The sequence below is a fragment of the Pseudomonas sp. TE36184 genome (assembly GCF_054060055.1).
On record NZ_JBSSCU010000001.1, the window covers coordinates 5,185,267 to 5,208,845 of the forward strand.

Consider the following 23,579-nt stretch of genomic DNA (forward strand, 5'->3'; position numbering starts at 1 on the left):
CCCACAAGGTTATGCATGGAAATCTTGCATGGGCCTGTGGATAACCTGTAGAGACCCGGCGCCAGGCCACGCCGGCCGTGCTTCTCCATCACCTGAGCAAAAAACGAGCAGTTTCAAGGGCTTGTACACAAATGGCGGGGATCAGGTTGTGGATAACCTTGGGGTGGATCTCTGCAAGCCATGCGGGCCGTGGCTTGCAGAGGTTTGTACGTTATTTGATCAGCGTTTGCGCACGGTCAGCCAGGCGTCCAGGCTGTAGACCACCAGGCCGGCCCAGATAAAGGCGAAGGCGATCAGCGTGCTGGTTGCCAGTTGTTCACCAAACAGCAGCACCGCTTCGAGCAGCACCAGGGTCGGCGCCACGTACTGCAAAAAGCCCAGGGCGGTGTAGGGCAAATGCCGTGCGGCGGCGTTGAAGCACACCAGTGGGATCAGCGTCACCGGGCCGGCGGCCACCAGCCACCAGGCTTCGGACGTACTCCAGAATGCCAACTGCGCGCTGTGCGCCGACGGGTTGAACAGCAACCAGGCGACGGCGATCGGCACCAACATCCAGGTTTCCACCACCAGCCCCGGCAGTGCCTTGACCGGCGCCTGCTTGCGGATCAGGCCATAGAAACCGAAGGTCAGCGCCAGCGCCAGCGACACCCACGGCAAACTGCCCACCTGCCACACCTGTTGCGCCACCCCCGCGGCGGCGAGACCGACGGCGAGCCATTGCAGGCGGCGCAGGCGTTCGCCGAGGAGCAGCATGCCGAGCAACACGTTCACCAGCGGGTTGATGTAGTAACCCAGGCTGGCTTCGAGCATGCGTCCGCTGTTCACCGACCACACATAGGTCAGCCAGTTAGCCGCAATCAACGCCCCGCTGAGCGCCAGGATCGCCAGGCGCCGCGGGTTATCGCGCAGTTCGCGGAACCAGCCGGGGTGTTTCCAGACCATCAGCAACAGCGTGCCGAACAGCGCCGACCAGAGCACGCGGTGTACGATGATTTCGGCGGCGGGGACACTGGCGATGGCTTTGAAATAGAGCGGGAACAGACCCCAGATGACATAGGCGCTCAGGCCCAGGATGTAGCCCTTGCGGGGGTTGGCGGCGTGCATTGCAGAATCCTTGCTTAGGCAGCTAACAAAGCGCGATTGTAAGGATATTTGTCCGCTCGTGGGGCCTGCAGTGCTTTATGTGGGAGGGGGCTTGCTCCCTCCCACAGGAAGCAACGCCGTCAGAACAGTTTCAGCGGTTCTTCGTTGAGCGCCGACAACTGTTCGCGCAACGCCAACACCTGATCACCCCAATACCGCTCGCTGCCGAACCACGGAAAGCTGTGGGGGAACGCCGGGTCATCCCAACGCCGCGCCAGCCAGGCGCTGTAGTGCATCAGGCGCAAGGCCCGCAGCGGTTCGATCAGCGCCAGTTCGCGTGGGTCGAAATCGTGGAATTCCTGGTAGCCGTCCATCAACTCCGACAGCTGGCCCAGACATTCCTGACGGTCGCCGGCGAGCATCATCCACAGGTCCTGTACGGCCGGGCCCATGCGGCAGTCATCGAGGTCGACGATGTGGAACATCTCGTCGCGGCACATCATGTTGCCGGGGTGGCAATCGCCGTGCATGCGGATGTTCTTGTGCGGCGTGGCCTTGTACACCTCTTCCACACGCTTGAGCAGGTCGCGGGCCACGGACTCGTAGGCCGGCAGCAGGCTTTTGGGAATGAAGTTGCCTTCGAGCAGGGTGGTCAGGGAGTCGTGGCCGAAGTTCTTCACGCCCAGGGCTTCGCGGTGTTCGAACGGGCGGGTCGCGCCGACCGCGTGCAAGCGCCCGAGCAACTGGCCAAGGCGATAGAGCTGGTCCAGATTGCCCGGTTCCGGCGCTCGGCCGCCACGGCGCGGGAACAGAGCGAAGCGGAACCCGGCGTGTTCGAACAGGCTTGAGCCGTTATGGATCATCGGCGCGACCACCGGCACATCGCACTCGGCCAGCTCGAAGGTGAAGCTGTGTTCTTCGAGGATCGCTTCGTTGCTCCAGCGCTGCGGTCGGTAGAACTTGGCGATCAGCGGCTCGGCGTCTTCGATGCCCACTTGATACACACGGTTTTCGTAGCTGTTGAGCGCCAATACGCGCGCATCGCTGAGGAAGCCGATACTTTCGACAGCGTCGAGCACCAGGTCGGGGGTGAGTGTTTCAAACGGATGGGCCATGCGAACTCCTGCGCGCAGCAGGGCGCCGCGTCCGGCCGGGTATGGTAACGCACCGGGCCTGAGATAGGGGGCGGCTGTGCCATTGCTATCGGGGGCAAGCCCCCTCCCACAGTTGAAGGTATTCACAAATCAAAATGTGGCAGGGGGCTTGCCCCCCTCTCACAGTTGAAGGTATTCACAAATCAACATGTGGCAGGGGGCTTGCCCCCTCTCACAGTTGAAGGTATTCACAAATCAAAATGTGGGAGGGGGCTTGCCCCCGATAGCGGTCTGTCAGGCGCCCACGATCCCACCATCATCCCGCCGAATCGCCATCACCGACGAACGCGGCTTGCCATTGGGCAGATGCTCCGGCCAGGTCGAACCGCCGGTTTCGCCGGGATGCTGAATCCCCACGAACAAGGTCTTCTGATCCGGCGAGAAGCTGATCCCCGTCACCTCGCACGCCACCGGCCCGACCATGAAACGGCGGATTTCGCCGGTGTTGGGGTCGGCGCAGAGCATCTGGTTATTGCCCATGCCGGCGAAGTCGCCGCCGTTGCTGTAGTCACCGTCGGTCAGAATCCACAGGCGCCCGGCTTTGTCGAAACCCAGGCCATCGGGGCTGTTGAACATGTTCTGTGGGTTGATGTTCGACGAGCCGCCCTTCGGCGTACCGGCATGCACGCCGGGGTTGCCCGCGACCACAAACAGATCCCAGGTGAAATCGGCGGCGCCGTGGTTATCGGCGTTGGGCTTCCAGCGCAGGATCTGGCCGTAGACGTTTTTCTCGCGTGGGTTGGGCCCACCGACCGGCTGGCCGTCTTCGCCGCGCTTGGCGTTGTTGGTCAGGGTGCAATAGACCTGGCCGTCGGTGGGGCTGACCACGATCCATTCCGGGCGGTCCATGCGCGTGGCTTTCACCACACTGGCAGCCAGGCGTGCATGGATCAGCACTTCGGCCTGGCTGGCGAAACCGGTGCTGGCGTCGATGCCGTTCTTGCCATGGGTCAGCTCGACCCATTGGCCGTTGCCCTTGGGGTGGTCGGCGTTGCCGTCGCCGGCGTCGAAGATCGCCACAAACAACGTGCCATGGTCGAGCAGGTCTTTGTTGGCCTTGGGGTTCTGGTGGTCGATCGGGTCGCGGCTGACGAACTTGTAGATGAATTCGCCGCGCTCGTCGTCGCCCATGTACACCACGGCGCGGCCGTCGCGGGTTTCCGCGAGGGCTGCGTTTTCATGCTTGAAGCGGCCAAGGGCGGTGCGTTTGACGGGGGTGGAATGCGGGTCGAACGGGTCGATTTCCACCACCCAGCCATGGCGATTGAGCTCGTTGGGATTCTTGGCCATATCGAAACGCGGGTCGTGCAGGTGCCAGTTGATCTCTTTGCTCGCCGCCACCACGCCGTAGCGCTTTTGCCCGGCGTCGAAGGTTTGTTGTGGGTTGCTGCTGCCGAAGCAGTCGGTGAAGTTCTCTTCGCACGTCAGATAAGTGCCCCACGGCGTCTTGCCGTTGGCGCAGTTCTGGAAGGTGCCGAGGGCTTTTTTGCCGGATTTGTCGGCGCTGGTTTTCAGCCAGTCATGGCCGGCCGCCGGGCCGCTCAGGCGGATCGGCGAGTTGCCGTGGATGCGCCGGTTGTAGCGCGAGTCCTGGACGAACTGCCAGGTGTCGCCCTGGCGGCGCACTTCGATCACCGACACACCTTCGCTGGCCTGGGCCTTGCGCACGTCTTCGGCCGATTGCGGCGCGCCGCCGTGGGCGAAGAGGTAGCGGTAGTTGGTGTATTCGTTATTGATCGCCATCAGCGCGCGGTTGTCGTCGCCGGGGAAGGCGAACAGGCTCATGCCATCGTTGTTGTCACCGAACTGCTGCTCCTGGGCCTTGGCCGTGCCGTTGCCGGACGGGTCGAACGCCGGGGCATTCTTGTGCAGCGGCTGGCCCCAACTGATCAGCACCGAGGCGCTGTAGCCGGGCGGCAGGGTGATGCTGTCGCTGGCGGCGGCGGCGATGCTGGCGAACCCCAGCAGCGGGCTGGCGTTGGCGGCATTCACGGCCAGCGCGCTGCGGGTCAGCAGGTTGCCGCCGAGGAACATCGCGGCTCCGCACAGGGCACCGGCGCCGATGAAGCGGCGGCGGGTGAGGCCGACCATCTGTTCGAGGTCGGTGGCTTGGTTTTCTTCTAATAGGCTCATGTCAGGCTCCCTGCGGTTTTTGCAGACACCATAAGGAGCGGGCATGACGAAATTGTTGCAGTTTGACGGCGGGCGCAGCAGGCCCGGCGCTTAGACGGGCGTGCCGAGCAATACATTGCTCGGCGCGAATTGCACCTGGATCGGCTGGCCTTCGGCGGCACCCAGGGCCTTGAGCGCGTGGGGCTGGGCCAGGGCGCAAAGTACCTGGCCGTTGGGCAGGGCGATTCGCACTTCGCTGGGGCCGTCCTCGGCGTCGAGAATGGCGTCGACGCTGCCGATCAGGCAATTGTGTCCAGGTGTTTCTGGGTGCTGGCTGGCGCACACCTCCAGCCAGCCGGCCTTGATCAGGGCGACCACTTCAACACCGGCTTCCAGCTCCAGCCGTTGCGTGCTGTCGTGGGTGATCTGCGCGCTCAGGCTCAGGCCGCCGGCCAGTTGCAGGCGGATCAGATCATTGCGGCCGTGACGCTCGATGGCGACGACCTGGCCATGCAGTTGGTTGCGCGCACTGGTGCGCAACATCAGGCGGCCCAGCAGGTTGAAGTCGCTGGCGGCTTCGTCCGAGCCGAGCACTTCGGCCTGTAACACTTGCAGGCGCTGATAGAGGCGCAGCACGCGCTCGCCTTCGGCCGTCAGCCTGGCGCCGCCGCCGCCCTTGCCGCCGACGCTGCGTTCCACCAACGGGTTTTGCGCGAGGTTGTTCAGTTCGTCGATGGCGTCCCAGGCCGCTTTGTAGCTCAAGCCGGCGCTTTTCGCCGCGCGGGTGATCGAGCCCTGCTCGGCGATATGCGCGAGCAAAGCGATGCGCTGCGGGCGACGGATGATGTGTTGGCTGAGGGAGGTCGGCAGAGACATGGGGTTACGCTTCGATGAGATGAGCGGAACGTTGCGGGCAAGGCCGGCCGGAGTCAAGTCAGGCACCCGGTTTGGGCGTGCGCGCCAGGCAGTACACGTCGACCTGTCGCGCTCCGGCCTCCATCAACAGACGTGCCAGGCTATGGGCGGTTGCGCCGGTGGTGAGCACGTCGTCGACCAGCGCAAAGTGGCGGTCGTGTACCGGTATGTCGCGCGCCAGGGCGAAGGCGCCGCGCAGGTTGCGTTGGCGGCTCTTGGCGTCGAGCGCCTGTTGCGCGACGGTTTCACTGGGGCGTAACAACAGGTGTTCATTGTAGGCAATGTGCAGTTCGGCGCTGAGCCAGCGTGCCAGCATCAACGCCTGGTTATAACCGCGCTCGCGCAGGCGTTTGCGCGCCATGGGCACCGGCAGCAGGCAGTCGGGGCGCGGCAGTTCGGCGTTGTCGAAGCGGTGTTGCAGGTGGCGTCCCAGCAAGCGCCCCAGCAGATGCCCGAGGGGCCAGCGCGCCTGATGCTTGAAGCGGCTGATCAGACTATCGACGGGGAAGCTGTAGCGCCAGGCGGCAATGACCTGTTTAAAGGCTGGCGGGTGTTTCTGGCATTGGCCGCAGATCAGACCGTCCAGCGGCAGGGGCAGGGCGCAGACCTCGCACTGCTCCATCAGCCAGGGCAGCTCGGTTTCGCAGGCGTTGCACACACAATCGGCCGACTCAGTGGCTTCATCGCAGATTAAACAGTTCTGTACGTTTTTTGACCATATGTAAACTTGGTGTTTGTATCCAGGTTGACAGTGCATGAATCTTCCTTAAATATGCCGAGCATCCGTGTCGTGCCTGTGGGTATTGCCCTTCCCACAGCGTTTGCCAAAGCATAATCAAGGAATCGCCCATGAGCGCCAGCACCACTGCCACCCTGCGTCACGATTGGTCCTTGGCCGAAGTCAAAGCACTGTTCGTGCAACCGTTCAATGACCTGTTGTTCCAGGCGCAGACCGTACACCGCGCGCATTTCGATGCGAACCGTGTGCAGGTGTCGACCCTGCTGTCGATCAAGACCGGCGCCTGCCCGGAAGATTGCAAATATTGTCCGCAGTCGGGCCACTACAACACCGGCCTGGAAAAAGAAAAGCTGATGGAAGTGCAGAAGGTCCTCGAAGAGGCGGCCCGCGCCAAGGCCATCGGTTCGACCCGCTTCTGCATGGGCGCGGCGTGGAAACATCCGTCGGCCAAAGACATGCCCTACGTGCTGCAGATGGTCAAAGGCGTGAAGGCCATGGGCCTGGAAACCTGCATGACCCTCGGCCGTCTCGACCAGGACCAGACCGAAGCCCTGGCCCAGGCCGGCCTCGACTACTACAACCACAACCTCGACACGTCGCCGGAGTTCTACGGCTCGATCATCACCACCCGCACCTACGCCGAGCGCCTGCAAACCCTGGCCTATGTGCGCGATTCGGGGATGAAGATCTGCTCCGGCGGCATTCTCGGCATGGGCGAGTCCCTCGACGACCGCGCCAACCTGCTGATCCAGCTGGCCAACCTGCCGGAGCATCCGGAATCGGTGCCGATCAATATGCTGGTGAAGGTGGCCGGCACGCCGCTGGAAAACGCCGAGGAGATCGACCCGTTCGACTTTATCCGCATGCTGGCGGTGGCGCGCATCCTGATGCCGCAGTCCCATGTGCGGCTGTCGGCCGGCCGTGAGGCGATGAACGAGCAGATGCAGGCCCTGGCGTTCTTTGCCGGCGCCAACTCGATTTTCTACGGCGACAAACTGCTGACCACCGCCAACCCGCAGGCCGACAAGGACATGCAACTGTTCTCGCGCCTGGGCATCTTGCCGGAAGCGCGGGAAGAGCACGCCGACGAAGTCCACCAGGCGGCGATCGAGCAAGCGTTGGTGGAACAGAAAAGCAGCGAGCAGTTCTACAACGCCGCGGTTTAAAGCACCACGGCGATCCAAATGTGGGAGCTGGCTTGCCTGCGATAGCGGTCTTTCTGACACTTCGGTGGTGACAGTCCTGCCGCTATCGCAGGTAAGCCAGCTCCCACAGGGGATCGCGCCCTGTCTTACATTTCTCTGATCTGCCGAGGCCTGCATGTCTTTCGATCTCGCCGCGCGTCTCGCTGCCCGTCGTGCCGAACACCTTTACCGCCAACGCCCTCTGCTGGACAGCCCGCAAGGTCCGGAAGTGGTGGTGGACGGTCAACCGCTACTGGCGTTCTGCAGTAACGATTACCTGGGCCTGGCCAATCACCCGCAGGTGATCGAGGCCTGGCGTGCCGGTGCGTCCCGTTGGGGCGTGGGCGGTGGCGCTTCGCACCTGGTGGTCGGGCATGCCACGCCGCACCATGCGCTGGAAGAAGCCCTGGCCGACTTCACCGGACGCCCGCGTGCGTTGTTGTTTACCACCGGTTACATGGCCAACCTCGGTGCGGTCACGGCGCTGGTGGGGCAGGGCGATACGGTGCTGGAAGACCGCCTCAACCATGCTTCATTGCTGGATGCCGGCCTGCTGTCCGGGGCGCGCTTCAATCGCTACCTGCACAACGACGCCGCCAGCCTGGCCAAGCGCCTGGAGAAAGCCACCGGCAATACCCTGGTGGTCACCGATGGCGTGTTCAGCATGGACGGCAACCTCGCCGACTTGCCGGCGCTGGCCCGTGAAGCGCGGGCCAAAGGCGCCTGGTTGATGGTGGACGACGCCCATGGTTTCGGCCCGTTGGGCGCGAACGGCGGCGGTATCGTCGAGCATTTCGGCCTGAGCCAGGCGGATGTGCCGGTGCTGGTCGGCACCCTGGGCAAAGCGTTCGGCACTGCGGGCGCCTTTGTCGCAGGCAGTGACGATTTGATCGAAAGCCTGATCCAGTTCGCCCGGCCCTACATCTACACCACCAGCCAACCCCCGGCCCTGGCCTGCGCCACCCTGAAAAGCCTGGAGCTGCTGCGCACCGAGCATTGGCGGCGCGAGCACCTCAACGGCCTGATCCGCCAGTTCCGCCACGGCGCCGAGCAGATCGGCCTGACGCTGATGGACAGCTTCACGCCGATTCAGCCGATCCTGATCGGCGACAGTGCCAAGGCCATGGCGTTGTCGCGGATGTTGCGCGAGCGCGGCCTGATGGTCACCGCGATCCGCCCACCCACCGTGCCCGCCGGCAGCGCCCGTTTGCGCGTGACGCTGACCGCGGCCCACAGCGCGGCGCAGGTGCAGCTATTGTTAAACGCATTGGAAGCGTGTTTCCGCTTGTCCGGTACGACGGAGCCCGACCATGCGTGATCGCTTGATCCTGCTGCCCGGCTGGGGCCTCGGCGTGTCGCCGCTGGAGCCGTTGGCCGCCGCCCTGCACGGCCTGAACGAACACCTGCGCGTACAGGTCGAGCCGTTGCCAGCGTTGGCCTCCAGCGACCTGGATGAATGGCTCGACGAACTCGACGCGAGCCTGCCGGACAACGCCTGGCTCGGTGGCTGGTCGTTGGGCGGCATGCTCGCTTCCGAGCTGGCCGCGCGGCGCGGCGAGCGTTGTTGTGGGTTGCTGACCCTGGCGAGCAACCCGTGTTTCGTCGCCCGTGATAGTTGGCCGAACGCGATGCCCGGCGCAACTTTCGAGGCGTTCCTCGCCGGTTACCACGCCGACGCCCCGGTCACCCTCAAGCGCTTCGGCCTGTTGTGCGCCAAAGGCGCCGCGGACCCGCGCGGGTTGGCGCGTCTGCTGACCAGCGCGGCACCACAGACGCCGTCGGACGTGTTGATGAGCGGCCTCGAGCTGCTTGCCCAACTGGATACTCGCGACGCCTTGGTGGCCTACCGCGGCCCGCAATTGCACCTGTTCGCGGGCCTGGATGAATTGGTGCCCGCCGAAGCCGCCAGCGACCTGCTGAGCCTGCTGCCCGATGTCGAAATCGGCCTGATTGAACAGGCCGGCCACGCTTTTCTCCTGGAGGACCCCCACGGTGTAGCGGGGGCCATCCAGGTTTTTTTGCACGAGTGCGTTGATGACTGATTTAGCCCATGCCTGCCTGCCAGGCGCGTTGCCGGACAAGCGCCAGGTGGCGGCCTCCTTTTCCCGTGCCGCCGCCAGTTACGACAGCGTGGCCGAGTTGCAGCGCGCGGTGGGACATGAATTGCTGACCCGTCTGCCGCCGGCCTGCAGTGCGCAGCGCTGGTTGGACATGGGCTGCGGCACCGGCTATTTCAGCCGCGTGCTGGGCGAACGGCTGCCGGCCGGCCAAGGCGTGGCGCTGGATATTGCCCAAGGCATGCTCGACCATGCGCGGCCGTTGGGCGGCGCGCAGCATTTCATCGCCGGTGACGCCGAGCGCCTGCCGTTGCAGGCGGCCAGCTGCGGGTTGATCTTCTCCAGCCTGGCGGTGCAATGGTGCGCGGATTTCGCGGCGGTGCTCAGCGAAGCCTATCGCGTGCTGCAGCCGGGCGGCGTGCTGGCGTTCGCCAGCTTGTGCGTGGGCACATTGGACGAGTTGCGCGAAAGCTGGCGGGCGGTGGACGGGCGGGTCCACGTCAACCGCTTCCGCAGCTTCGAAGCCTATCAACAGCTGTGCGCGGCCAGTGGCTTCAAGGTGCGGAGCCTGGAGCGGCGTGCTCATGTGTTGCATTACCCGGATGTGCGCAGCCTGACCCACGAATTGAAAGCGCTTGGCGCGCACAATCTCAACCCGGGGCGGCCGGGAGGGTTGACGGGCCGCGCGCGGATTGTTGCACTGATCGACGCCTACGAGCAGTTCCGCCAGGCCCAGGGCCTGCCGGCCACCTACCAAGTGGTGTACGCCGTACTGGAGAAGCCTCTATGAACGCCGCTTATTTCATCACCGGCACCGATACCGATGTCGGCAAGACCACCATCGCCGCCGGCCTGCTGCATGCCGCGCGCCTGGCCGGCAAAAGCACCGCCGCCGGCAAGCCGGTGGCTTCCGGTTGCCAGGTCACCGCCAAAGGCTTGCGCAACGCCGATGCGCTGGCACTGCTGGCCGAGTGTTCGTTGCCGTTGAGTTATGCCGAGGTCAACCCGGTGGCGTTCGAGCCGGCCATCGCGCCGCACCTGGCCGCGCGCGAGGCGGGCGTTGCGCTGACGGTGCAATCGCTGCTCAAACCCATGCAACAGATCCTGGCGCGAAAAGCGGATTTCACCCTGATCGAAGGCGCGGGCGGCTGGCGCGTGCCGTTGGCCGACCAGGACAACCTGTCCGACCTGGCCATGGCGCTGCAATTGCCGGTGATCCTGGTGGTGGGCGTGCGCCTGGGGTGCATCAGCCATGCCCTGCTCACCGCCGAAGCGATCGCGCGCGATGGCCTGCCGCTGGCCGGTTGGGTGGCGAATATCATCGAGCCGAAGACCTCTCGTCTGGAAGAAAACCTCGCCACCCTGGCCGAACGCTTGCCCGCGCCGTGCCTGGGCCGGGTGCCCAAACTCAAGCACGCCAGCAGCGCCGCGGTGGCTGAGTACCTGCACTTGGACTTGCTTGACTGATTTTGGCTATCGATAAGGCATTATGCCATTAGTGTTTTTGACGGGCCTTTTGCCCGGATGTCTGTTTCAATTCAACTTCACGATTCTCTCAGCAGGTCCACGCCATGGAAATCTCTGGCAGCAGCGCGTTTTATTCAGGCCTGAGCACCATTCAGGCCGGGCAGAGCCGCGTCGACCAGGCCGCCGGCAGGATTGCCAGCGCCGCCACTACCCAGCCGTCGGACGCCCAGAGCGACCTGCTGCAGGCCAATGACCGCGCCCAGCCGACCAACTCGGCGAGCAATATGGTCGAAATGGCCCAAGGCAAGTTTCAGGTGGAGCTGGGCGCGAAAGTCGCCAAGGCTTCCGATGAAATGCTCGGCACGTTGATCGACACCTTCGCCTGACCCCCTGAAGCAACGCGGTGTGCCAGGCACACCGCTCGCGCCTGCACCTTCGCCTTTTTCCCGATAACCCTTGTGGCGCCTCGCCGCAGGCATCGTCGTGCGCGCTCTTGAGCGGTGTCATGACAAACGGCAGCGGGACGACGCTTGACATCCCCAGGTGGTAAACGTATGTTTCAAACACCTGTTTGACCGCCATAACAAATCCCACGCGGTTGTTCATCCCAGACACATCAGCAGAGGTTTATCGCTATGCCTGACTACAAGGCCCCCTTGCGTGATATTCGCTTCGTTCGTGACGAACTGCTCGGCTATGAAGCGCATTATCAAAGCCTGCCGGCTTGCCAGGACGCTACTCCGGACATGGTTGACGCCATTCTTGAAGAAGGCGCCAAGTTTTGTGAGCAAGTACTGGCACCGTTGAACCGCGTGGGTGACATCGAAGGGTGTACCTGGAGCGAGTCAGGCGTTAAGACCCCTAGTGGTTTCAAAGAAGCCTACAAACAGTTTGTCGAAGGCGGCTGGCCGAGCCTGGCCCACGACGTGGAGCACGGTGGCCAAGGCCTGCCGGAATCCCTGGGCCTGGCGGTCAGCGAAATGGTCGGCGAAGCCAACTGGTCGTGGGGCATGTACCCAGGCCTGTCCCATGGCGCGATGAACACCATCTCCGAGCACGGCACCCCCGAGCAACAAGACGCCTACCTGACCAAGCTGGTGTCGGGCGAATGGACCGGCACCATGTGCCTGACCGAGCCTCACTGCGGCACCGACCTGGGCATGCTGCGCACCAAGGCCGAGCCTCAGGCCGACGGCACCTACAAAGTCTCCGGCACCAAGATCTTCATCTCGGCCGGCGAACACGACATGGCCGACAACATCGTCCATATCGTCCTGGCCCGCCTGCCGGACGCACCGGCCGGTACCAAAGGCATCTCGCTGTTCATCGTGCCCAAATTCCTGCCGAACGCCGATGGCTCGATCGGTGCGCGCAACGCGGTGACCTGCGGTTCCCTGGAACACAAGATGGGCATCCACGGTAACGCCACCTGCGTGATGAACTTCGACGCAGCCACCGGTTTCCTGATCGGCCCGGCGAACAAAGGCCTGAACTGCATGTTCACCTTTATGAACACCGCTCGCCTGGGCACCGCGCTGCAAGGCCTGGCCCACGCCGAGATCGGCTTCCAGGGCGGCCTGAAATACGCTCGCGATCGCCTGCAAATGCGTTCCCTGACCGGCCCGAAAGCGCCGGACAAAGCGGCCGATCCGATCATCGTCCACCCCGACGTGCGCCGCATGCTGCTGACCATGAAAGCCTTCGCCGAAGGTAACCGTGCGATGGTGTACTTCACCGCTAAGCAAGTGGACATCGTCAAGTACGGCACCGACGACGAAGCCAAGAAACAGGCCGATGGCCTGCTGGCCTTCATGACCCCGATCGCCAAGGCGTTCATGACCGAAGTCGGCTTCGAGTCCGCCAACCACGGCGTGCAGATCTACGGCGGTCACGGCTTCATCGCCGAGTGGGGCATGGAGCAGAACGTGCGCGACAGCCGCATTTCGATGCTGTACGAAGGCACCACCGGCATCCAGGCGCTGGACCTGCTCGGCCGTAAAGTGCTGATGACTCAAGGCGAAGCGCTGAAGGGCTTCACCAAGATCGTCCACAAGTTCTGCCAGGCCAACGAAGGCAACGAAGCGGTCAAAGAGTTCGTGACACCGCTGGCCGCGCTGAACAAAGAGTGGGGCGAGTTGACCATGAAGGTCGGCATGGCGGCGATGAAAGACCGTGAAGAAGTCGGTGCCGCGTCGGTGGACTACCTGATGTACTCCGGTTACGCCTGCCTGGCTTACTTCTGGGCCGACATGGCACGCCTGGCGGCCGAAAAACTGGCCGCCGGCACCAGCGAAGCGGCGTTCTACACCGCCAAGCTGCAGACCGCGCGCTTCTACTTCCAGCGCATCCTGCCGCGTACCCGTACTCATGTGGCCACCATGCTGTCGGGCGCCAACAACCTGATGGACATGAAAGAAGAGGACTTCGGCCTGGCTTACTAAGCCTCACCGAGCCCACTTGAAAAACCGTCGCTCCTGTTGGGGGCGACGGTTTTTTTTTTGCCGATAAAAAACGCAGCGGGGCGCTCAGGGATTGCGATTGGCTGCCGTTACAGTGATGGCAATGTGATACAGGCCGGGCAGGGTATGTTTAACTGTCTGGAGTAAGGCACAGTGCCATCATTCCTGGCGGGTCGGAGTTTTACCCTTGTCACGCGCGTCCGCTTTACGTTTCAGTCATTTCCTCCCTTCATTGCTGCTGTTACTGGCCGGGCTCTCGGCTGCGTATGTCAAGGACCTCAACGTCTTCTTCACCTCGCTGTTCAACGTGTTGCCGACCCTGGTGCTGTTGCTCGGCGGTTCGTATTGCGCGGTCTATCGTCGCCAGCGTGAACTGTTCCTGATGATCACGGTGTACATCGCCTACTTCCTGCTCGACACCCAGACCGACTACTACCGCGACAACGGCCGCGTGCGCGAAGACGCCGCGGTGGTGTTCCACTTGTGCTGCCTGTTGCTGCCGCTGCTGTTCGGCCTCTATGGGCTGTGGCAGGAAAAAACCCACTTGTTCCGTGATTTTGTCGCGCGCTGTGCGGTGCTGCTGGCGGTCGGCAGCGTCGCGTTGGCGCTGGAGCAAAGTTATCCCCAGGCGCTGCTGAACTGGCTGGCGGAAATTCGCTGGCCGGCGCTGCATGGCGCCTGGATGAGCCTGATCCAGCTGTCGTACCCGATGTTCCTGATCGGTTTCCTGACCCTGGCGGCGCAATACTGGTACCAGCCGCGCCCGCTGCACGCGGCGCAGATGGTGGGGCTGGTGGGATTGTTCTGGATGTTGCCGCAGACGTTTATCCTGCCGTTCACTCTGAACATCATGTGCAGCCAGGTGATGCTGATGATTGCGGCCGCGGTGGCCCACGAGGCCTATCAGATGGCGTTCCGTGACGAGTTGACCGGCCTGCCGGGGCGTCGCGCACTCAATGAGCGCATGCAGCGACTGGGGCGCAACTATGTGCTGGCGATGAGCGACGTCGATCACTTCAAGCGCTTCAACGACACCCATGGCCACGATGTCGGCGACCAGGTGCTGCGCCTGGTCGCCAGCAAGCTGTCGAAGGTCAATGGCGGCGGACGCGCCTACCGTTATGGCGGTGAAGAGTTCGCCGTGGTGTTTGCCGGCAAGACCCTGGATGAATGCATGCCGCACCTGGAAGAAATCCGCGAGATCATCGCCAACTACGACATCAAGCTGCGCAACCCGGACCGCCCGCAGGATGACCTGCAAGGTCGCCAGCGGCGCGCGGGTAGCGGTGCGTCGAGTGTCTCGGTGACCGTCAGCATCGGCGTGGCCGAGCGCCAGGCCGAGCACCGCACCTCCGAAGAGGTGCTCAAATCCGCCGACCAGGCGCTGTATGCCGCCAAGGGCGCGGGGCGTAACTGCGTGATTGCGGCCGGGCAAACCCGCCGTGGCGCGGTACGCACGCAGAGTGCTGCCGGTTGAGTGATGGTGCTGTATTCAGCGGCGCTACAGTGATTGTCCGGGGCGGTGGCCGGCAGTAGGTTGAAACCATCTGCTGCCGGAGACATCGCCATGCCTGAGTACAAAGCTCCCCTGCGCGACATGCGCTTTCTGATCGACAACGTGTTTGATTTCCACGCTCACTACGCCGCCCTTGGCGCGACGGACGCCAGCCCGGACATGGTCAGCGCGATCCTCGAAGAAGGTGCGAAATTCTGCGAGAACGTGCTCGCGCCGCTCAACCGCAGCGGCGATGAAGAAGGCTGCCATTTCGACAAAGGCGTGGTGACCACGCCCAAGGGCTTCAAGGAAGCCTTCGCTCAGTATGTGCAAGGCGGCTGGCACGGCGTGGCAGCCGACCCGGCCTACGGCGGTCAAGGCCTGCCGCAATCCCTGGGGCTGGTGCTCAGCGAAATGATCGGCTCCAGCAACACTTCCTGGGGCATGTACCCGGGGCTGACCCACGGCGCGATGTCGGCGATCCACGCCCACGGCAGCGCCGAACAGAAAGCCACCTACCTGAGCAAACTCACCGCTGGCGAATGGACCGGCACCATGTGCCTGACCGAAGCCCACTGCGGCACCGACCTGGGCCTGATCAAGACCCGCGCCGTGCCCCAGGCGGATGGCAGCTATGCGGTCAGCGGCAGCAAGATCTTCATCTCTGCCGGTGAGCACGACCTGAGCACCAACATCATCCACCTGGTACTGGCCAAGCTGCCGGACGCCCCGGCCGGCACCAAAGGCATCTCGCTGTTTATCGTGCCCAAGTTCCATGCCGATTCGGGCGAGCGCAACGCGGTGCATTGCGGTTCCATCGAGCACAAGATGGGGATCAAGGCCTCGGCCACCTGCGTGCTGAACTTCGATGGGGCCAAGGGCTTTTTGATCGGCGAGGCGAACAAAGGCCTCAACTGCATGTTCACCATGATGAACCACGCGCGCCTCGGCACCGGGATGCAAGGGCTGTGCAACGGCGAAGCGAGCTTCCAGGGCGCGATCAGGTACGCCAACGACCGCCTGCAAATGCGCGCGCTGACCGGCGCCAAGGCCCCTGAAAAAGCCGCCGACCCGATCATCGTCCATCCCGACGTGCGGCGCATGCTGCTGACCATGAAGGCGTTCAACGAAGGCAACCGGGCGCTCACCTATTTCACCGCGCAACTGCTCGACACCGCGCACTTGAGCGCCGACGCCGGCCAGCGCCAGGAGGCCGAAGACCTGTTGGCATTCCTCACGCCGATCTGCAAAGCCTTCATGACCGACACCGGGCTGGAAGTGACCAACCACGGCATGCAGGTGTTCGGCGGCCATGGTTTTATTCGCGAGTGGGGCATGGAGCAGTTGGTGCGCGATTGCCGCATTGCGTCGATCTACGAAGGCACCAACGGGATCCAGGCGCTCGACTTGCTGGGGCGCAAGGTGTTGGGCAGCCAGGGCAAGCTGCTGCGCGGTTTTACCCGGATTGTGCATAAGTTCTGTGAGGCGAATGCCGAGCATGCGCAGCTCAAGACGTATGTGGCGCAGCTCGATCAACTGAACCGGCAATGGGGCGAGCTGACGACCGAGGTCGGCATGGCCGCGATGAAAAACCCTGACGAAGTGGGCGCCGCCGCGGTGGACTACTTGATGTACAGCGGCTACATCGTCCTCGCCTATTTGTGGCTGCGCATGGCGATCGCGGCGCAGACCCACGACGATGCCGACTTCGCCAAGGCCAAGCTGGCCACCTGCGACTTTTACTTCAAGCGCCTGCTGCCGCGCACTGCCACCCATCGGGCTGCCGTGCAAGCGGGCAGCGAGTGCCTGATGAGTCTGCCTGCGGAGGCATTCGGCGGCTGATGACTTAAAAATACCAATCAGTCAAAAGTGGACCCTATGTGTCTGAAAAGTTGTTCGGGTACACTCGGCGCCTGTAAAACCGACCCTATCGAATTACTTTTCACGTTCTCACGAGGTTTGCCATGGCTGATTACAAAGCGCCGTTGCGTGATATGCGCTTCGTCCTCAACGAAGTTTTTGAGGTCGCCACACTTTGGGCCCAATTGCCGGCATTGGCAGACACTGTCGACGCCGAAACCGTTGAGGCAATCCTCGAAGAAGCCGGTAAAGTCACCGCCAAATCCATCGCCCCGCTCAGCCGCAGCGGCGATGAACAGGGCTGCCGCTGGGCCGACACGGTTGTCAGCACCCCGGACGGCTTTCCACAGGCCTACACCACCTACGCCGAAGGCGGCTGGGTGGGCGTAGGCGGCGATCCGGCGTTTGGCGGCATGGGCATGCCCAAGGCGGTGTCGGCGCAAGTCGAAGAGATGATCAACTCGTCGAGCCTGGCGTTTGGCCTGTACCCGATGCTGACTTCCGGCGCCTGCGTGTCGATCAACACCCACGCCAATGAAGCACTCAAGGCCACTTACCTGCCGAATATGTACTCCGGCAAGTGGGCCGGTTCCATGTGCCTGACCGAGGCCCATGCCGGCACCGATCTGGGCATTATCCGCACCAAGGCCGAGCCTCAGGCGGACGGTTCCTACACCATCAGCGGCACCAAGATCTTCATCACCGGCGGCGAACACGACCTCACCGAGAACATCATCCACCTGGTCCTGGCCAAACTGCCGGATGCGCCTGCGGGGCCGAAGGGCATTTCGCTGTTCCTGGTGCCGAAGTTCATGGTCAATGCCGACGGCAGCCTGGGCGCGCGTAACCCGGTGAGCTGCGGCTCCATCGAACACAAGATGGGGATTCAAGCGTCGGCGACCTGTGTGATGAACTTCGACCAAGCCGTGGGTTACCTGGTGGGCGAGCCTAACCGGGGCCTGGCGGCAATGTTCACCATGATGAACTACGAGCGTCTGGGCGTAGGCATCCAGGGCCTGGCGTCCGGTGAGCGGTCCTACCAGAACGCGATTGAATATGCGCGCGACCGCCTGCAGAGCCGTGCGCCGACCGGTGCCCAGGCCAAGGACAAAGTCGCCGACCCGATCATCGTCCACCCCGACGTGCGTCGCATGCTGTTGACCATGAAGGCGTCGAACGAAGGCGGCCGTGCATTCTCCACATATGTGGCGATGCAGCTGGATATCGCCAAGTTCAGCGAAGACGCCGCCGCCCGCGAGCGCGCGGATAACCTGGTGGCCTTGCTGACCCCGGTGGCCAAGGCATTCCTCAGCGATCTGGGCCTGGAAACCACGGTGCTCGGCCAACAAATCTTTGGCGGCCACGGTTACATCCGCGAGTGGGGTCAGGAGCAATTGGTGCGTGATGTACGCATTACCCAGATCTACGAAGGCACCAACGGCATTCAGGCCCTGGACCTGATGGGACGCAAGATTGTCGGCAGTGGCGGCGCGTTCTACACCCTGTTCGCTGACGAGATCCGCCAGTTCACCGCCACCGCGGGCGCGGAGCTGGCTGAGTTCACCGCGCCGCTCAATGCCGCGGTGGATAGCCTGGATGAGTTGACGGCCTGGGTGCTGGACCGTGCCAAGAGCAACCCGAATGAAATCGGTGCGGCCTCGGTGGAGTATTTGCATGCATTCGGTTACATGGCCTACGCCTACATGTGGGCAAGGATGGCCAAGGCGGCGCTGGGCAAAGAAGCCGAGGAAGGTTTCTACGCCAGCAAGTTGGGCACCGCACGTTTCTACTTTGCCCGTCTGCTGCCGCGTATTCAGTCGTTGAGCGCGTCGGTAAAAGCCGGTAGCGAATCGCTGTTCTTGCTGGATGAGGCCCTGTTCTAAGGGTGTAGAGGCTTTGTAAGCATTATCTTACATGACGTGCTGCTAATCGTCCTCTATCGCCAAATTGGATCCACGGATAATCTACTTCACATGGACGTCGCGCAGGAAGCGCAAAGCAACAACACGGACACGTAGGATTCTGCCAGGATGGCGGAGTGAAATGGATGTCAGGGAAACAGTCTGCAAAGCCCCGCTTCGGCGGGGTTTTCTTTTGCCCGCGAAAAAGTCAGCCCGGCACCTGCGGAGCGTTCATCACGTCCTCCAGCAAGGTGCGCAGCAGCGCCAACGTCGCTTGCTGGCGCTGCACATCGCGGCACACCAACCCGACTTTCAGCGGCACCCTCGGTTCACTCAAGGGTTTCCACAGCAGCGCCTGGCTGTTGTGTTGGTCCTGGGAACGTCCCGGCAGTACCGTGGCCAGTTTGGTATGCGGCAGGCTGTCGAGAATCCCCACCATGGTATTCAACTCCGCCTGCACCTGCGGGCGCCGCCCGAGGTTGGATAGCTGGCCCTGCCAGATCTGCCGGATCTGAAACTCCTCCCCGAGCAGCAACATCGGCAACTCGGCCGCTTGTGTCAGGGAGACTTTCTTGAATTCACGCAGGGGGTGATCCTCCGGGATGACCACCTTCAGCTCATCTTCATACAGCAGCACGCCGTGCAACCCCGGCTGGCGGGGCGGCAGGTAACTGATGCCGATGTCCAGCGAACCATTGAGCAGGCGCCGTTCAATCTCCAGCCCGGTCAGTTCGTAGATTTGCACCACCAGGTGCGGCTGGGCCTTGCGCACACGCTCCAGCATCTGCGGCACCAGGCTGGTGTGTACGGTTTGCAACACACCGATGGCCAAGGTGCGCAATGCCTGGCCCTTGAAGTTGCGCAACGCCTCCACGGCTTGCTGCATGCCATCGATCAACGGCAAGGCGTGGTTGTATAACGTATGGGCCGCGAGGGTCGGCAGCAGGCGCTTGCTGCTGCGTTCGAACAGGCTCACATCGAGGTTTTGTTCGAGCTGGCGGATCTGCTGTGACAGGGCCGGTTGGGAGATCGACAGACGCTCAGCGGCACGGCCTACGTGGCCTTCCTCATACACCGCGACGAAATAACGCAGTTGCTTAAAATCCATAAGTAATTCTTATCGAAAAAGCTGGAAAATCGAAATGGCCGTTGGCCCCCAAGACGCCTAGTCTAGCGCCTATCCACAAGGCTTACAGGGCCAGATCGGGCGATGATTAGCGTTTATGTTGATGGTGTTTGCATAGGCAAGTCAAAAAACCTCCAGGTAGGTTTTGCGGGGTACACCGACCACGGCATGGTTGCCATGGGAGGAAAAGTGTGAACCTGTTCAATTTGCGCCGCTCGGCGGCCAGTCTGGATGACCTGATCCTGGATGCTTGTGGCGAAGATTTTCCCAGTGGATGCCTGATGCCTACCGTAGCGCGCCCCCCGCAGGTCTTCGTGCGCGGCCAGGGTTCCTGGTTGTGGGACAGCGATGATCGTGCCTATCTGGACTTCAGCCAGGGCTGCGCGGCCAACAGCCTCGGCCACAGCCCGCAGGTATTGATCCGGGCCCTGGCCGATCAGGCCCAGGCGCTGATCAATCCTGGTAACGGCTTGCATAACCGTCCCCAACTCAACCTCGTCGACCGTTTGTGCCACCGCACCGGCAGCGACCAGGCGTATTTGCTCAACAGCGGCGCGGAAGCCTGCGAAGCGGCGATCAAACTGGCGCGCAAGTGGGGCCAGCTGTATCGCGGCGGTGCTTATCGCATCATCAGCGCCAGCAACGGTTGCCATGGGCGCAGCTTCGCGGCGATGTCGGCCTCGGCGAGCAGCCGTGAAAACCGCTTTGAACCGCAATTGCCGGGCTTCAGTCACGTCCCGCTCAACGACCTGGCGGCGCTGCACGCCGCCGTTGACGCGCAAACCGTTGCCATCATGCTCGAGCCGATCCAGAGCGAAGCCGGCGTCATCCCGGCGACCGAGCATTACCTCAAGGGTGTCGAGCGGCTGTGCCGCGAGCTGGGCATTCTGCTGATCCTCGACGAAGTGCAAACCGGCATCGGCCGTTGCGGCACCTTGCTCGCCGAAGAGTACTACGGTGTACGCGCCGACATCATTGCGCTCGGCAAAGGCCTGGGCGGTGGTGTACCGCTGGCGGCACTGCTGGCGCGTGGCAAGGCTTGTTGCTTTGAAGTCGGTGAGCTGGAAGGCACCCATCATGGCAATGCGCTGATGGCCTGCGCCGGAGGGGCGGTGCTCGATGCTGTGCTGGGGCATGGTTTCTTCGAGCATGTGCGTGAGTCTGGTTGTTACCTCGGCGAAGGTCTGGCGCGCCTGGCTTATCGCTATGGCCACGGTCAACTGCGCGGCCAGGGCCTGATGTGGGGCCTGACGTTATCGGATGATTCTGCGGATGCCGTAGTAAAAGCGGCTCTGGACGAAGGACTGATCCTCAACGCCCCGCAACCCAACTGCCTGCGCTTCACCCCGGCCCTGACGGTGAGCAAAAGCAACATCGACGAAATGCTCCTGCGCCTGGGGCACGCCTTTTCCCGGGTACGCACCGCACAACTGCAATGCCGCAAGGGCATCGCCGTCTGACCCCTTATTCCTGAACCGTCTCGCGGTATACGCGGCGCCCCCAGCTTGTTTTTTTTGGCTGGGGGCGTTTTTTTTTGTGCAGCGAACGACGGTCGCGGTGCCAGATCCTACTGAACCCTCACGAACGTCCAAGGTCGATTAGCTACACGGCTCACACGAGCCGATTTTCAGGAGCTGAACCCATGGACATCATTCGTATCATCATCGCCATTCTGTTGCCGCCACTGGGTGTGTTCCTGCAAGTGGGTTTCGCCGGCGCGTTCTGGCTGAATATTCTGCTGACCTTGTGCGGTTACTTCCCAGGCATCATTCACGCGGTGTACATCATCGCCAAGCGCTGAGGCTCTCAGCTTTTTGCGATGAGTCGTGAGTTGCGCTCGTTGCGAAAGGCCAGTTGCTCGATGGTCTGGGTGGCGTGTTCGGCCTCTTCCCGTGCTTGAAGGATGATGCCGTGGTGCTCGGACTTGCTGCACACCGGGTCGGCATTGCTCGCATCCCCGGTCAGCATGAACGCCTGGCAGCGGCAGCCGCCGAAGTCCTTTTCCTTTTCATCGCATGAACGGCACGGCTCGGGCATCCAGTCGTAGCCGCGAAAGCGGTTGAAACCGAAAGAGTCGTACCAGATGTGCTGCATGCTGTGGTCGCGCACGTTGGGAAACTGCACCGGCATCTGTCGGGCGCCGTGGCAGGGCAGGGCGGTACCGTCCGGAGTTACGGTCAGAAAGATGCTGCCCCAGCCGTTCATGCAGGCTTTCGGGCGTTCTTCGTAGTAATCCGGGGTGACGAAAATCAGCTTGCACGGGTGCCCTTCGGCTTCGAGCTTGGCGCGGTATTCGTTGGTGATGCGTTCGGCGCGCACCAACTGTTCCTGGGTCGGCAACAACCCCACACGATTGAGCTGCGCCCAGCCATAGAACTGGCAGGTGGCGAGTTCGACAAAATCCGCTTCCAGCGCAATGCACAGCTCGATGATGCGGTCGATCTTGTCGATATTGTGCCGATGGGTGACGAAGTTCAGCACCATCGGATAGCCATGGGCCTTCACTGCGCGGGCCATTTCCAGCTTTTGCGCGAAGGCCTTTTTCGAGCCGGCCAGCAGGTTGTTCACCTGTTCGTCGCTGGCCTGGAAGCTGATCTGGATGTGGTCCAGGCCAGCTTTCTTGAAGTCGCTGATCTTCTGCTCGGTCAGGCCGATGCCGGAGGTGATCAGGTTGGTGTAGAAGCCCAGCTTGCGCGCTTCGGCGATCAGTTCGGCGAGGTCCTGGCGCACCAGCGGTTCACCGCCGGAAAAGCCCAACTGCGCGGCGCCCATCTCACGGGCTTCGCGAAATACCTTGAACCATTGCTCGGTGCTCAGCTCCTTGCCCTGCTCGGCGAAATCCAGCGGGTTGGAGCAATACGGGCACTGCAGCGGGCAGCGATAGGTCAGCTCGGCGAGCAGCCACAAGGGCAGGCCGATGGCTGGTTTTTCAGGCAAGGGTGATCCAGTGCTCGGCACGGGCGACCTCCATGAATTGCTCTACGTCATTGCCCAGCTCAGGCACACCGGGAAATTGTTTATCCAGCTCACCGATGATCGTGGCGACGTCGCGCTCGCCGTCGATCAGTCCACCGATCAAGGCGGCACTTTCATTGAGCTTGATCATGCCCTCGGGGTAGAGCAGTACATGGCCTTTTTGCGCGGGCTCGTACTGGTAGCGATAACCCTGGCGCCAGGTCGGTTTCTTGCTGCGATCAAAGCTCATAGGGCGATCCCTTTATGCCAGACCCGCTGTGTGGTCACGCTGTGATAGGGCGGGCGTTTCAATTCGTAGGCCATGCTCATGGCATCGAGCATGCTCCACAGGATGTCCAGTTTGAACTGCAGAATTTCCAGCATACGCTCCTGGCCTTCGCGGGTGGTGTAGTGCTGCAGGGTGATCGCCAGGCCATGTTCGACATCGCGGCGGGCCTGGCCCAGGCGGGTGCGGAAATATTCATAGCCGGTGGGGTCGATCCACGGGTAATGCTGCGGCCAGCTGTCGAGGCGCGATTGGTGGATCTGCGGCGCGAACAGTTCGGTCAGCGAGCTGCTGGCGGCTTCCTGCCAGCAGGCGCGGCGGGCGAAGTTGACGTAGGCGTCCACCGCAAAGCGCACGCCGGGCAACACCAGCTCCTGGGAGCGCAGTTGGTCCGGGTCGAGGCCGACGGCCTGGCCCAGGCGCAGCCAGGCTTCGATGCCGCCGTCTTCGCCGGGGGCGCCGTCGTGGTCGAGCAGGCGCTGAATCCACTCGCGGCGGATTTCACGGTCCGGGCAATTGGCCAGGATCGCGGCGTCCTTCAGCGGGATGTTCACTTGATAGTAGAAGCGGTTGGCGACCCAGCCCTGGATCTGCTCGCGGGTGGCGCGGCCTTCATACATCGCCACGTGGTACGGGTGATGGATATGGTAGAAGGCGCCCTTGGCCCGCAGGGCTTTTTCAAATGCATCGGTGCTCATCGGTATATCAGTCATATGGGTCTCCTGTGGGAGCGAGCTTGCTCGCGAAGGTCGTTAACGGTGACGCGTGCACCCTGAGTATCTGCGG

General features: G+C 62.7%; 21 protein-coding genes. 12 read left to right on the plus strand and 9 right to left on the minus strand.

Going from position 1 to position 23,579, the window contains the following annotated elements; all coding sequences use genetic code 11:
- Window positions 1–219 precede the first annotated feature (219 nt).
- The 5 genes from rarD to ACVWZP_RS23320 form a co-directional block, all read right to left on the minus strand.
- Complete coding sequence (gene rarD / locus ACVWZP_RS23300; protein ID WP_017847851.1) at window positions 220–1,104, minus strand: EamA family transporter RarD; 885 nt, start codon at window positions 1,102–1,104, stop codon at window positions 220–222.
- 119 nt (window positions 1,105–1,223) lie between these two features.
- A complete protein-coding gene (locus ACVWZP_RS23305; RefSeq protein WP_017847850.1) occupies window positions 1,224–2,198 on the minus strand; it encodes a serine/threonine protein kinase in 975 nt (324 codons plus the stop codon).
- Window positions 2,199–2,471: 273 nt separating this feature from the next.
- The gene (locus ACVWZP_RS23310; RefSeq protein WP_457370184.1) at window positions 2,472–4,370 is read right to left on the minus strand and encodes a PhoX family protein; all 1,899 of its coding nucleotides are present in this window, start codon (window positions 4,368–4,370) and stop codon (window positions 2,472–2,474) included.
- 90 nt (window positions 4,371–4,460) lie between these two features.
- Complete coding sequence (locus ACVWZP_RS23315) at window positions 4,461–5,225, minus strand: TOBE domain-containing protein (RefSeq protein ID WP_057005408.1); 765 nt, start codon at window positions 5,223–5,225, stop codon at window positions 4,461–4,463.
- Between the two features lie 58 nt (window positions 5,226–5,283).
- The gene (locus tag ACVWZP_RS23320) at window positions 5,284–6,021 is read right to left on the minus strand and encodes a ComF family protein (RefSeq protein ID WP_046381835.1); all 738 of its coding nucleotides are present in this window, start codon (window positions 6,019–6,021) and stop codon (window positions 5,284–5,286) included.
- Window positions 6,022–6,113: 92 nt separating this feature from the next.
- Here ACVWZP_RS23320 and bioB point away from each other — a divergent pair, with 92 nt between their 5' ends.
- The 10 genes from bioB (at window position 6,114) to ACVWZP_RS23370 (ending at window position 18,408) form a co-directional block, all read left to right on the plus strand.
- Complete coding sequence (gene bioB / locus ACVWZP_RS23325; protein ID WP_017847846.1) at window positions 6,114–7,169, plus strand: biotin synthase BioB; 1,056 nt, start codon at window positions 6,114–6,116, stop codon at window positions 7,167–7,169.
- Between the two features lie 154 nt (window positions 7,170–7,323).
- The gene (gene bioF / locus ACVWZP_RS23330) at window positions 7,324–8,505 is read left to right on the plus strand and encodes an 8-amino-7-oxononanoate synthase (protein ID WP_017847845.1); all 1,182 of its coding nucleotides are present in this window, start codon (window positions 7,324–7,326) and stop codon (window positions 8,503–8,505) included.
- Window positions 8,498–9,229 (plus strand): alpha/beta fold hydrolase, encoded by a 732-nt coding sequence (locus ACVWZP_RS23335; protein ID WP_457370185.1) that lies wholly within the window; start codon window positions 8,498–8,500, stop codon window positions 9,227–9,229. Before bioF ends, ACVWZP_RS23335 begins: the two co-directional genes overlap by 8 nt.
- Entirely contained in the window at window positions 9,222–10,034 is an 813-nt protein-coding gene (gene bioC / locus ACVWZP_RS23340) for a malonyl-ACP O-methyltransferase BioC (RefSeq protein WP_057005405.1), read from the plus strand. Before ACVWZP_RS23335 ends, bioC begins: the two co-directional genes overlap by 8 nt.
- On the plus strand, window positions 10,031–10,711 hold the full coding sequence (bioD, locus tag ACVWZP_RS23345; protein WP_046381837.1) for a dethiobiotin synthase: 681 nt from the start codon (window positions 10,031–10,033) through the stop codon (window positions 10,709–10,711). Before bioC ends, bioD begins: the two co-directional genes overlap by 4 nt.
- A 104-nt stretch (window positions 10,712–10,815) precedes the next feature.
- Complete coding sequence (locus ACVWZP_RS23350) at window positions 10,816–11,097, plus strand: hypothetical protein (RefSeq protein WP_046381838.1); 282 nt, start codon at window positions 10,816–10,818, stop codon at window positions 11,095–11,097.
- Between the two features lie 249 nt (window positions 11,098–11,346).
- Entirely contained in the window at window positions 11,347–13,152 is a 1,806-nt protein-coding gene (locus tag ACVWZP_RS23355; RefSeq protein WP_169881916.1) for a phenylacyl-CoA dehydrogenase, read from the plus strand.
- Between the two features lie 205 nt (window positions 13,153–13,357).
- The gene (locus ACVWZP_RS23360; RefSeq protein WP_046381840.1) at window positions 13,358–14,647 is read left to right on the plus strand and encodes a GGDEF domain-containing protein; all 1,290 of its coding nucleotides are present in this window, start codon (window positions 13,358–13,360) and stop codon (window positions 14,645–14,647) included.
- A 90-nt stretch (window positions 14,648–14,737) separates the two neighbouring features.
- Window positions 14,738–16,507, plus strand: a complete 1,770-nt coding sequence (locus tag ACVWZP_RS23365) for an acyl-CoA dehydrogenase C-terminal domain-containing protein (protein WP_457370186.1) — start codon at window positions 14,738–14,740, stop codon at window positions 16,505–16,507.
- 122 nt (window positions 16,508–16,629) lie between these two features.
- Window positions 16,630–18,408: an acyl-CoA dehydrogenase C-terminal domain-containing protein gene (locus tag ACVWZP_RS23370; protein WP_046381842.1), complete on the plus strand. Its 1,779-nt coding sequence runs from the start codon at window positions 16,630–16,632 to the stop codon at window positions 18,406–18,408.
- 226 nt (window positions 18,409–18,634) lie between these two features.
- Here ACVWZP_RS23370 and ACVWZP_RS23375 read toward each other — a convergent pair whose 3' ends face one another.
- Window positions 18,635–19,534, minus strand: coding sequence for a LysR family transcriptional regulator (locus tag ACVWZP_RS23375; protein ID WP_046381843.1), 900 nt, complete (start codon window positions 19,532–19,534; stop codon window positions 18,635–18,637).
- 209 nt (window positions 19,535–19,743) lie between these two features.
- Here ACVWZP_RS23375 and ACVWZP_RS23380 point away from each other — a divergent pair, with 209 nt between their 5' ends.
- Complete coding sequence (locus ACVWZP_RS23380; protein ID WP_046381844.1) at window positions 19,744–21,012, plus strand: aspartate aminotransferase family protein; 1,269 nt, start codon at window positions 19,744–19,746, stop codon at window positions 21,010–21,012.
- A gap of 182 nt (window positions 21,013–21,194) precedes the next feature.
- A complete protein-coding gene (locus ACVWZP_RS23385) occupies window positions 21,195–21,353 on the plus strand; it encodes a YqaE/Pmp3 family membrane protein (protein ID WP_010207008.1) in 159 nt (52 codons plus the stop codon).
- A gap of 5 nt (window positions 21,354–21,358) precedes the next feature.
- On the opposite strand, the gene pqqE is transcribed toward ACVWZP_RS23385, so the two are convergent.
- From pqqE to pqqC, 3 genes are read right to left on the minus strand one after another with little or no spacing between them, the layout of a single operon-like run.
- A complete protein-coding gene (gene pqqE / locus ACVWZP_RS23390) occupies window positions 21,359–22,489 on the minus strand; it encodes a pyrroloquinoline quinone biosynthesis protein PqqE (protein ID WP_017847834.1) in 1,131 nt (376 codons plus the stop codon).
- Window positions 22,482–22,757, minus strand: a complete 276-nt coding sequence (gene pqqD, locus ACVWZP_RS23395; protein ID WP_046381845.1) for a pyrroloquinoline quinone biosynthesis peptide chaperone PqqD — start codon at window positions 22,755–22,757, stop codon at window positions 22,482–22,484. Before pqqD ends, pqqE begins: the two co-directional genes overlap by 8 nt.
- Window positions 22,754–23,506, minus strand: coding sequence for a pyrroloquinoline-quinone synthase PqqC (pqqC, locus tag ACVWZP_RS23400; RefSeq protein ID WP_017847832.1), 753 nt, complete (start codon window positions 23,504–23,506; stop codon window positions 22,754–22,756). The genes pqqD and pqqC overlap by 4 nt, the downstream gene beginning before the upstream one ends.
- Between the last annotated feature and the right edge of the window lie 73 nt (window positions 23,507–23,579).

Excerpts from the sequence above, each read along its gene's own strand:
- rarD (WP_017847851.1), bottom strand. The coding sequence starts at position 1,104 with ATGCACGCCGCCAACCCCCGCAAGGGCTACATCCTGGGCCTGAGCGCC.
- ACVWZP_RS23305 (WP_017847850.1), bottom strand. The coding sequence starts at position 2,198 with ATGGCCCATCCGTTTGAAACACTCACCCCCGACCTGGTGCTCGACGCT.
- ACVWZP_RS23310 (WP_457370184.1), bottom strand. The coding sequence starts at position 4,370 with ATGAGCCTATTAGAAGAAAACCAAGCCACCGACCTCGAACAGATGGTC.
- ACVWZP_RS23315 (WP_057005408.1), bottom strand. The coding sequence starts at position 5,225 with ATGTCTCTGCCGACCTCCCTCAGCCAACACATCATCCGTCGCCCGCAG.
- ACVWZP_RS23320 (WP_046381835.1), bottom strand. The coding sequence starts at position 6,021 with ATGCACTGTCAACCTGGATACAAACACCAAGTTTACATATGGTCAAAA.
- bioB (WP_017847846.1), top strand. The coding sequence starts at position 6,114 with ATGAGCGCCAGCACCACTGCCACCCTGCGTCACGATTGGTCCTTGGCC.
- bioF (WP_017847845.1), top strand. The coding sequence starts at position 7,324 with ATGTCTTTCGATCTCGCCGCGCGTCTCGCTGCCCGTCGTGCCGAACAC.
- ACVWZP_RS23335 (WP_457370185.1), top strand. The coding sequence starts at position 8,498 with ATGCGTGATCGCTTGATCCTGCTGCCCGGCTGGGGCCTCGGCGTGTCG.
- bioC (WP_057005405.1), top strand. The coding sequence starts at position 9,222 with ATGACTGATTTAGCCCATGCCTGCCTGCCAGGCGCGTTGCCGGACAAG.
- bioD (WP_046381837.1), top strand. The coding sequence starts at position 10,031 with ATGAACGCCGCTTATTTCATCACCGGCACCGATACCGATGTCGGCAAG.
- ACVWZP_RS23350 (WP_046381838.1), top strand. The coding sequence starts at position 10,816 with ATGGAAATCTCTGGCAGCAGCGCGTTTTATTCAGGCCTGAGCACCATT.
- ACVWZP_RS23355 (WP_169881916.1), top strand. The coding sequence starts at position 11,347 with ATGCCTGACTACAAGGCCCCCTTGCGTGATATTCGCTTCGTTCGTGAC.
- ACVWZP_RS23365 (WP_457370186.1), top strand. The coding sequence starts at position 14,738 with ATGCCTGAGTACAAAGCTCCCCTGCGCGACATGCGCTTTCTGATCGAC.
- ACVWZP_RS23370 (WP_046381842.1), top strand. The coding sequence starts at position 16,630 with ATGGCTGATTACAAAGCGCCGTTGCGTGATATGCGCTTCGTCCTCAAC.
- ACVWZP_RS23375 (WP_046381843.1), bottom strand. The coding sequence starts at position 19,534 with ATGGATTTTAAGCAACTGCGTTATTTCGTCGCGGTGTATGAGGAAGGC.
- ACVWZP_RS23385 (WP_010207008.1), top strand. The coding sequence starts at position 21,195 with ATGGACATCATTCGTATCATCATCGCCATTCTGTTGCCGCCACTGGGT.
- pqqD (WP_046381845.1), bottom strand. The coding sequence starts at position 22,757 with ATGAGCTTTGATCGCAGCAAGAAACCGACCTGGCGCCAGGGTTATCGC.
- pqqC (WP_017847832.1), bottom strand. The coding sequence starts at position 23,506 with ATGACTGATATACCGATGAGCACCGATGCATTTGAAAAAGCCCTGCGG.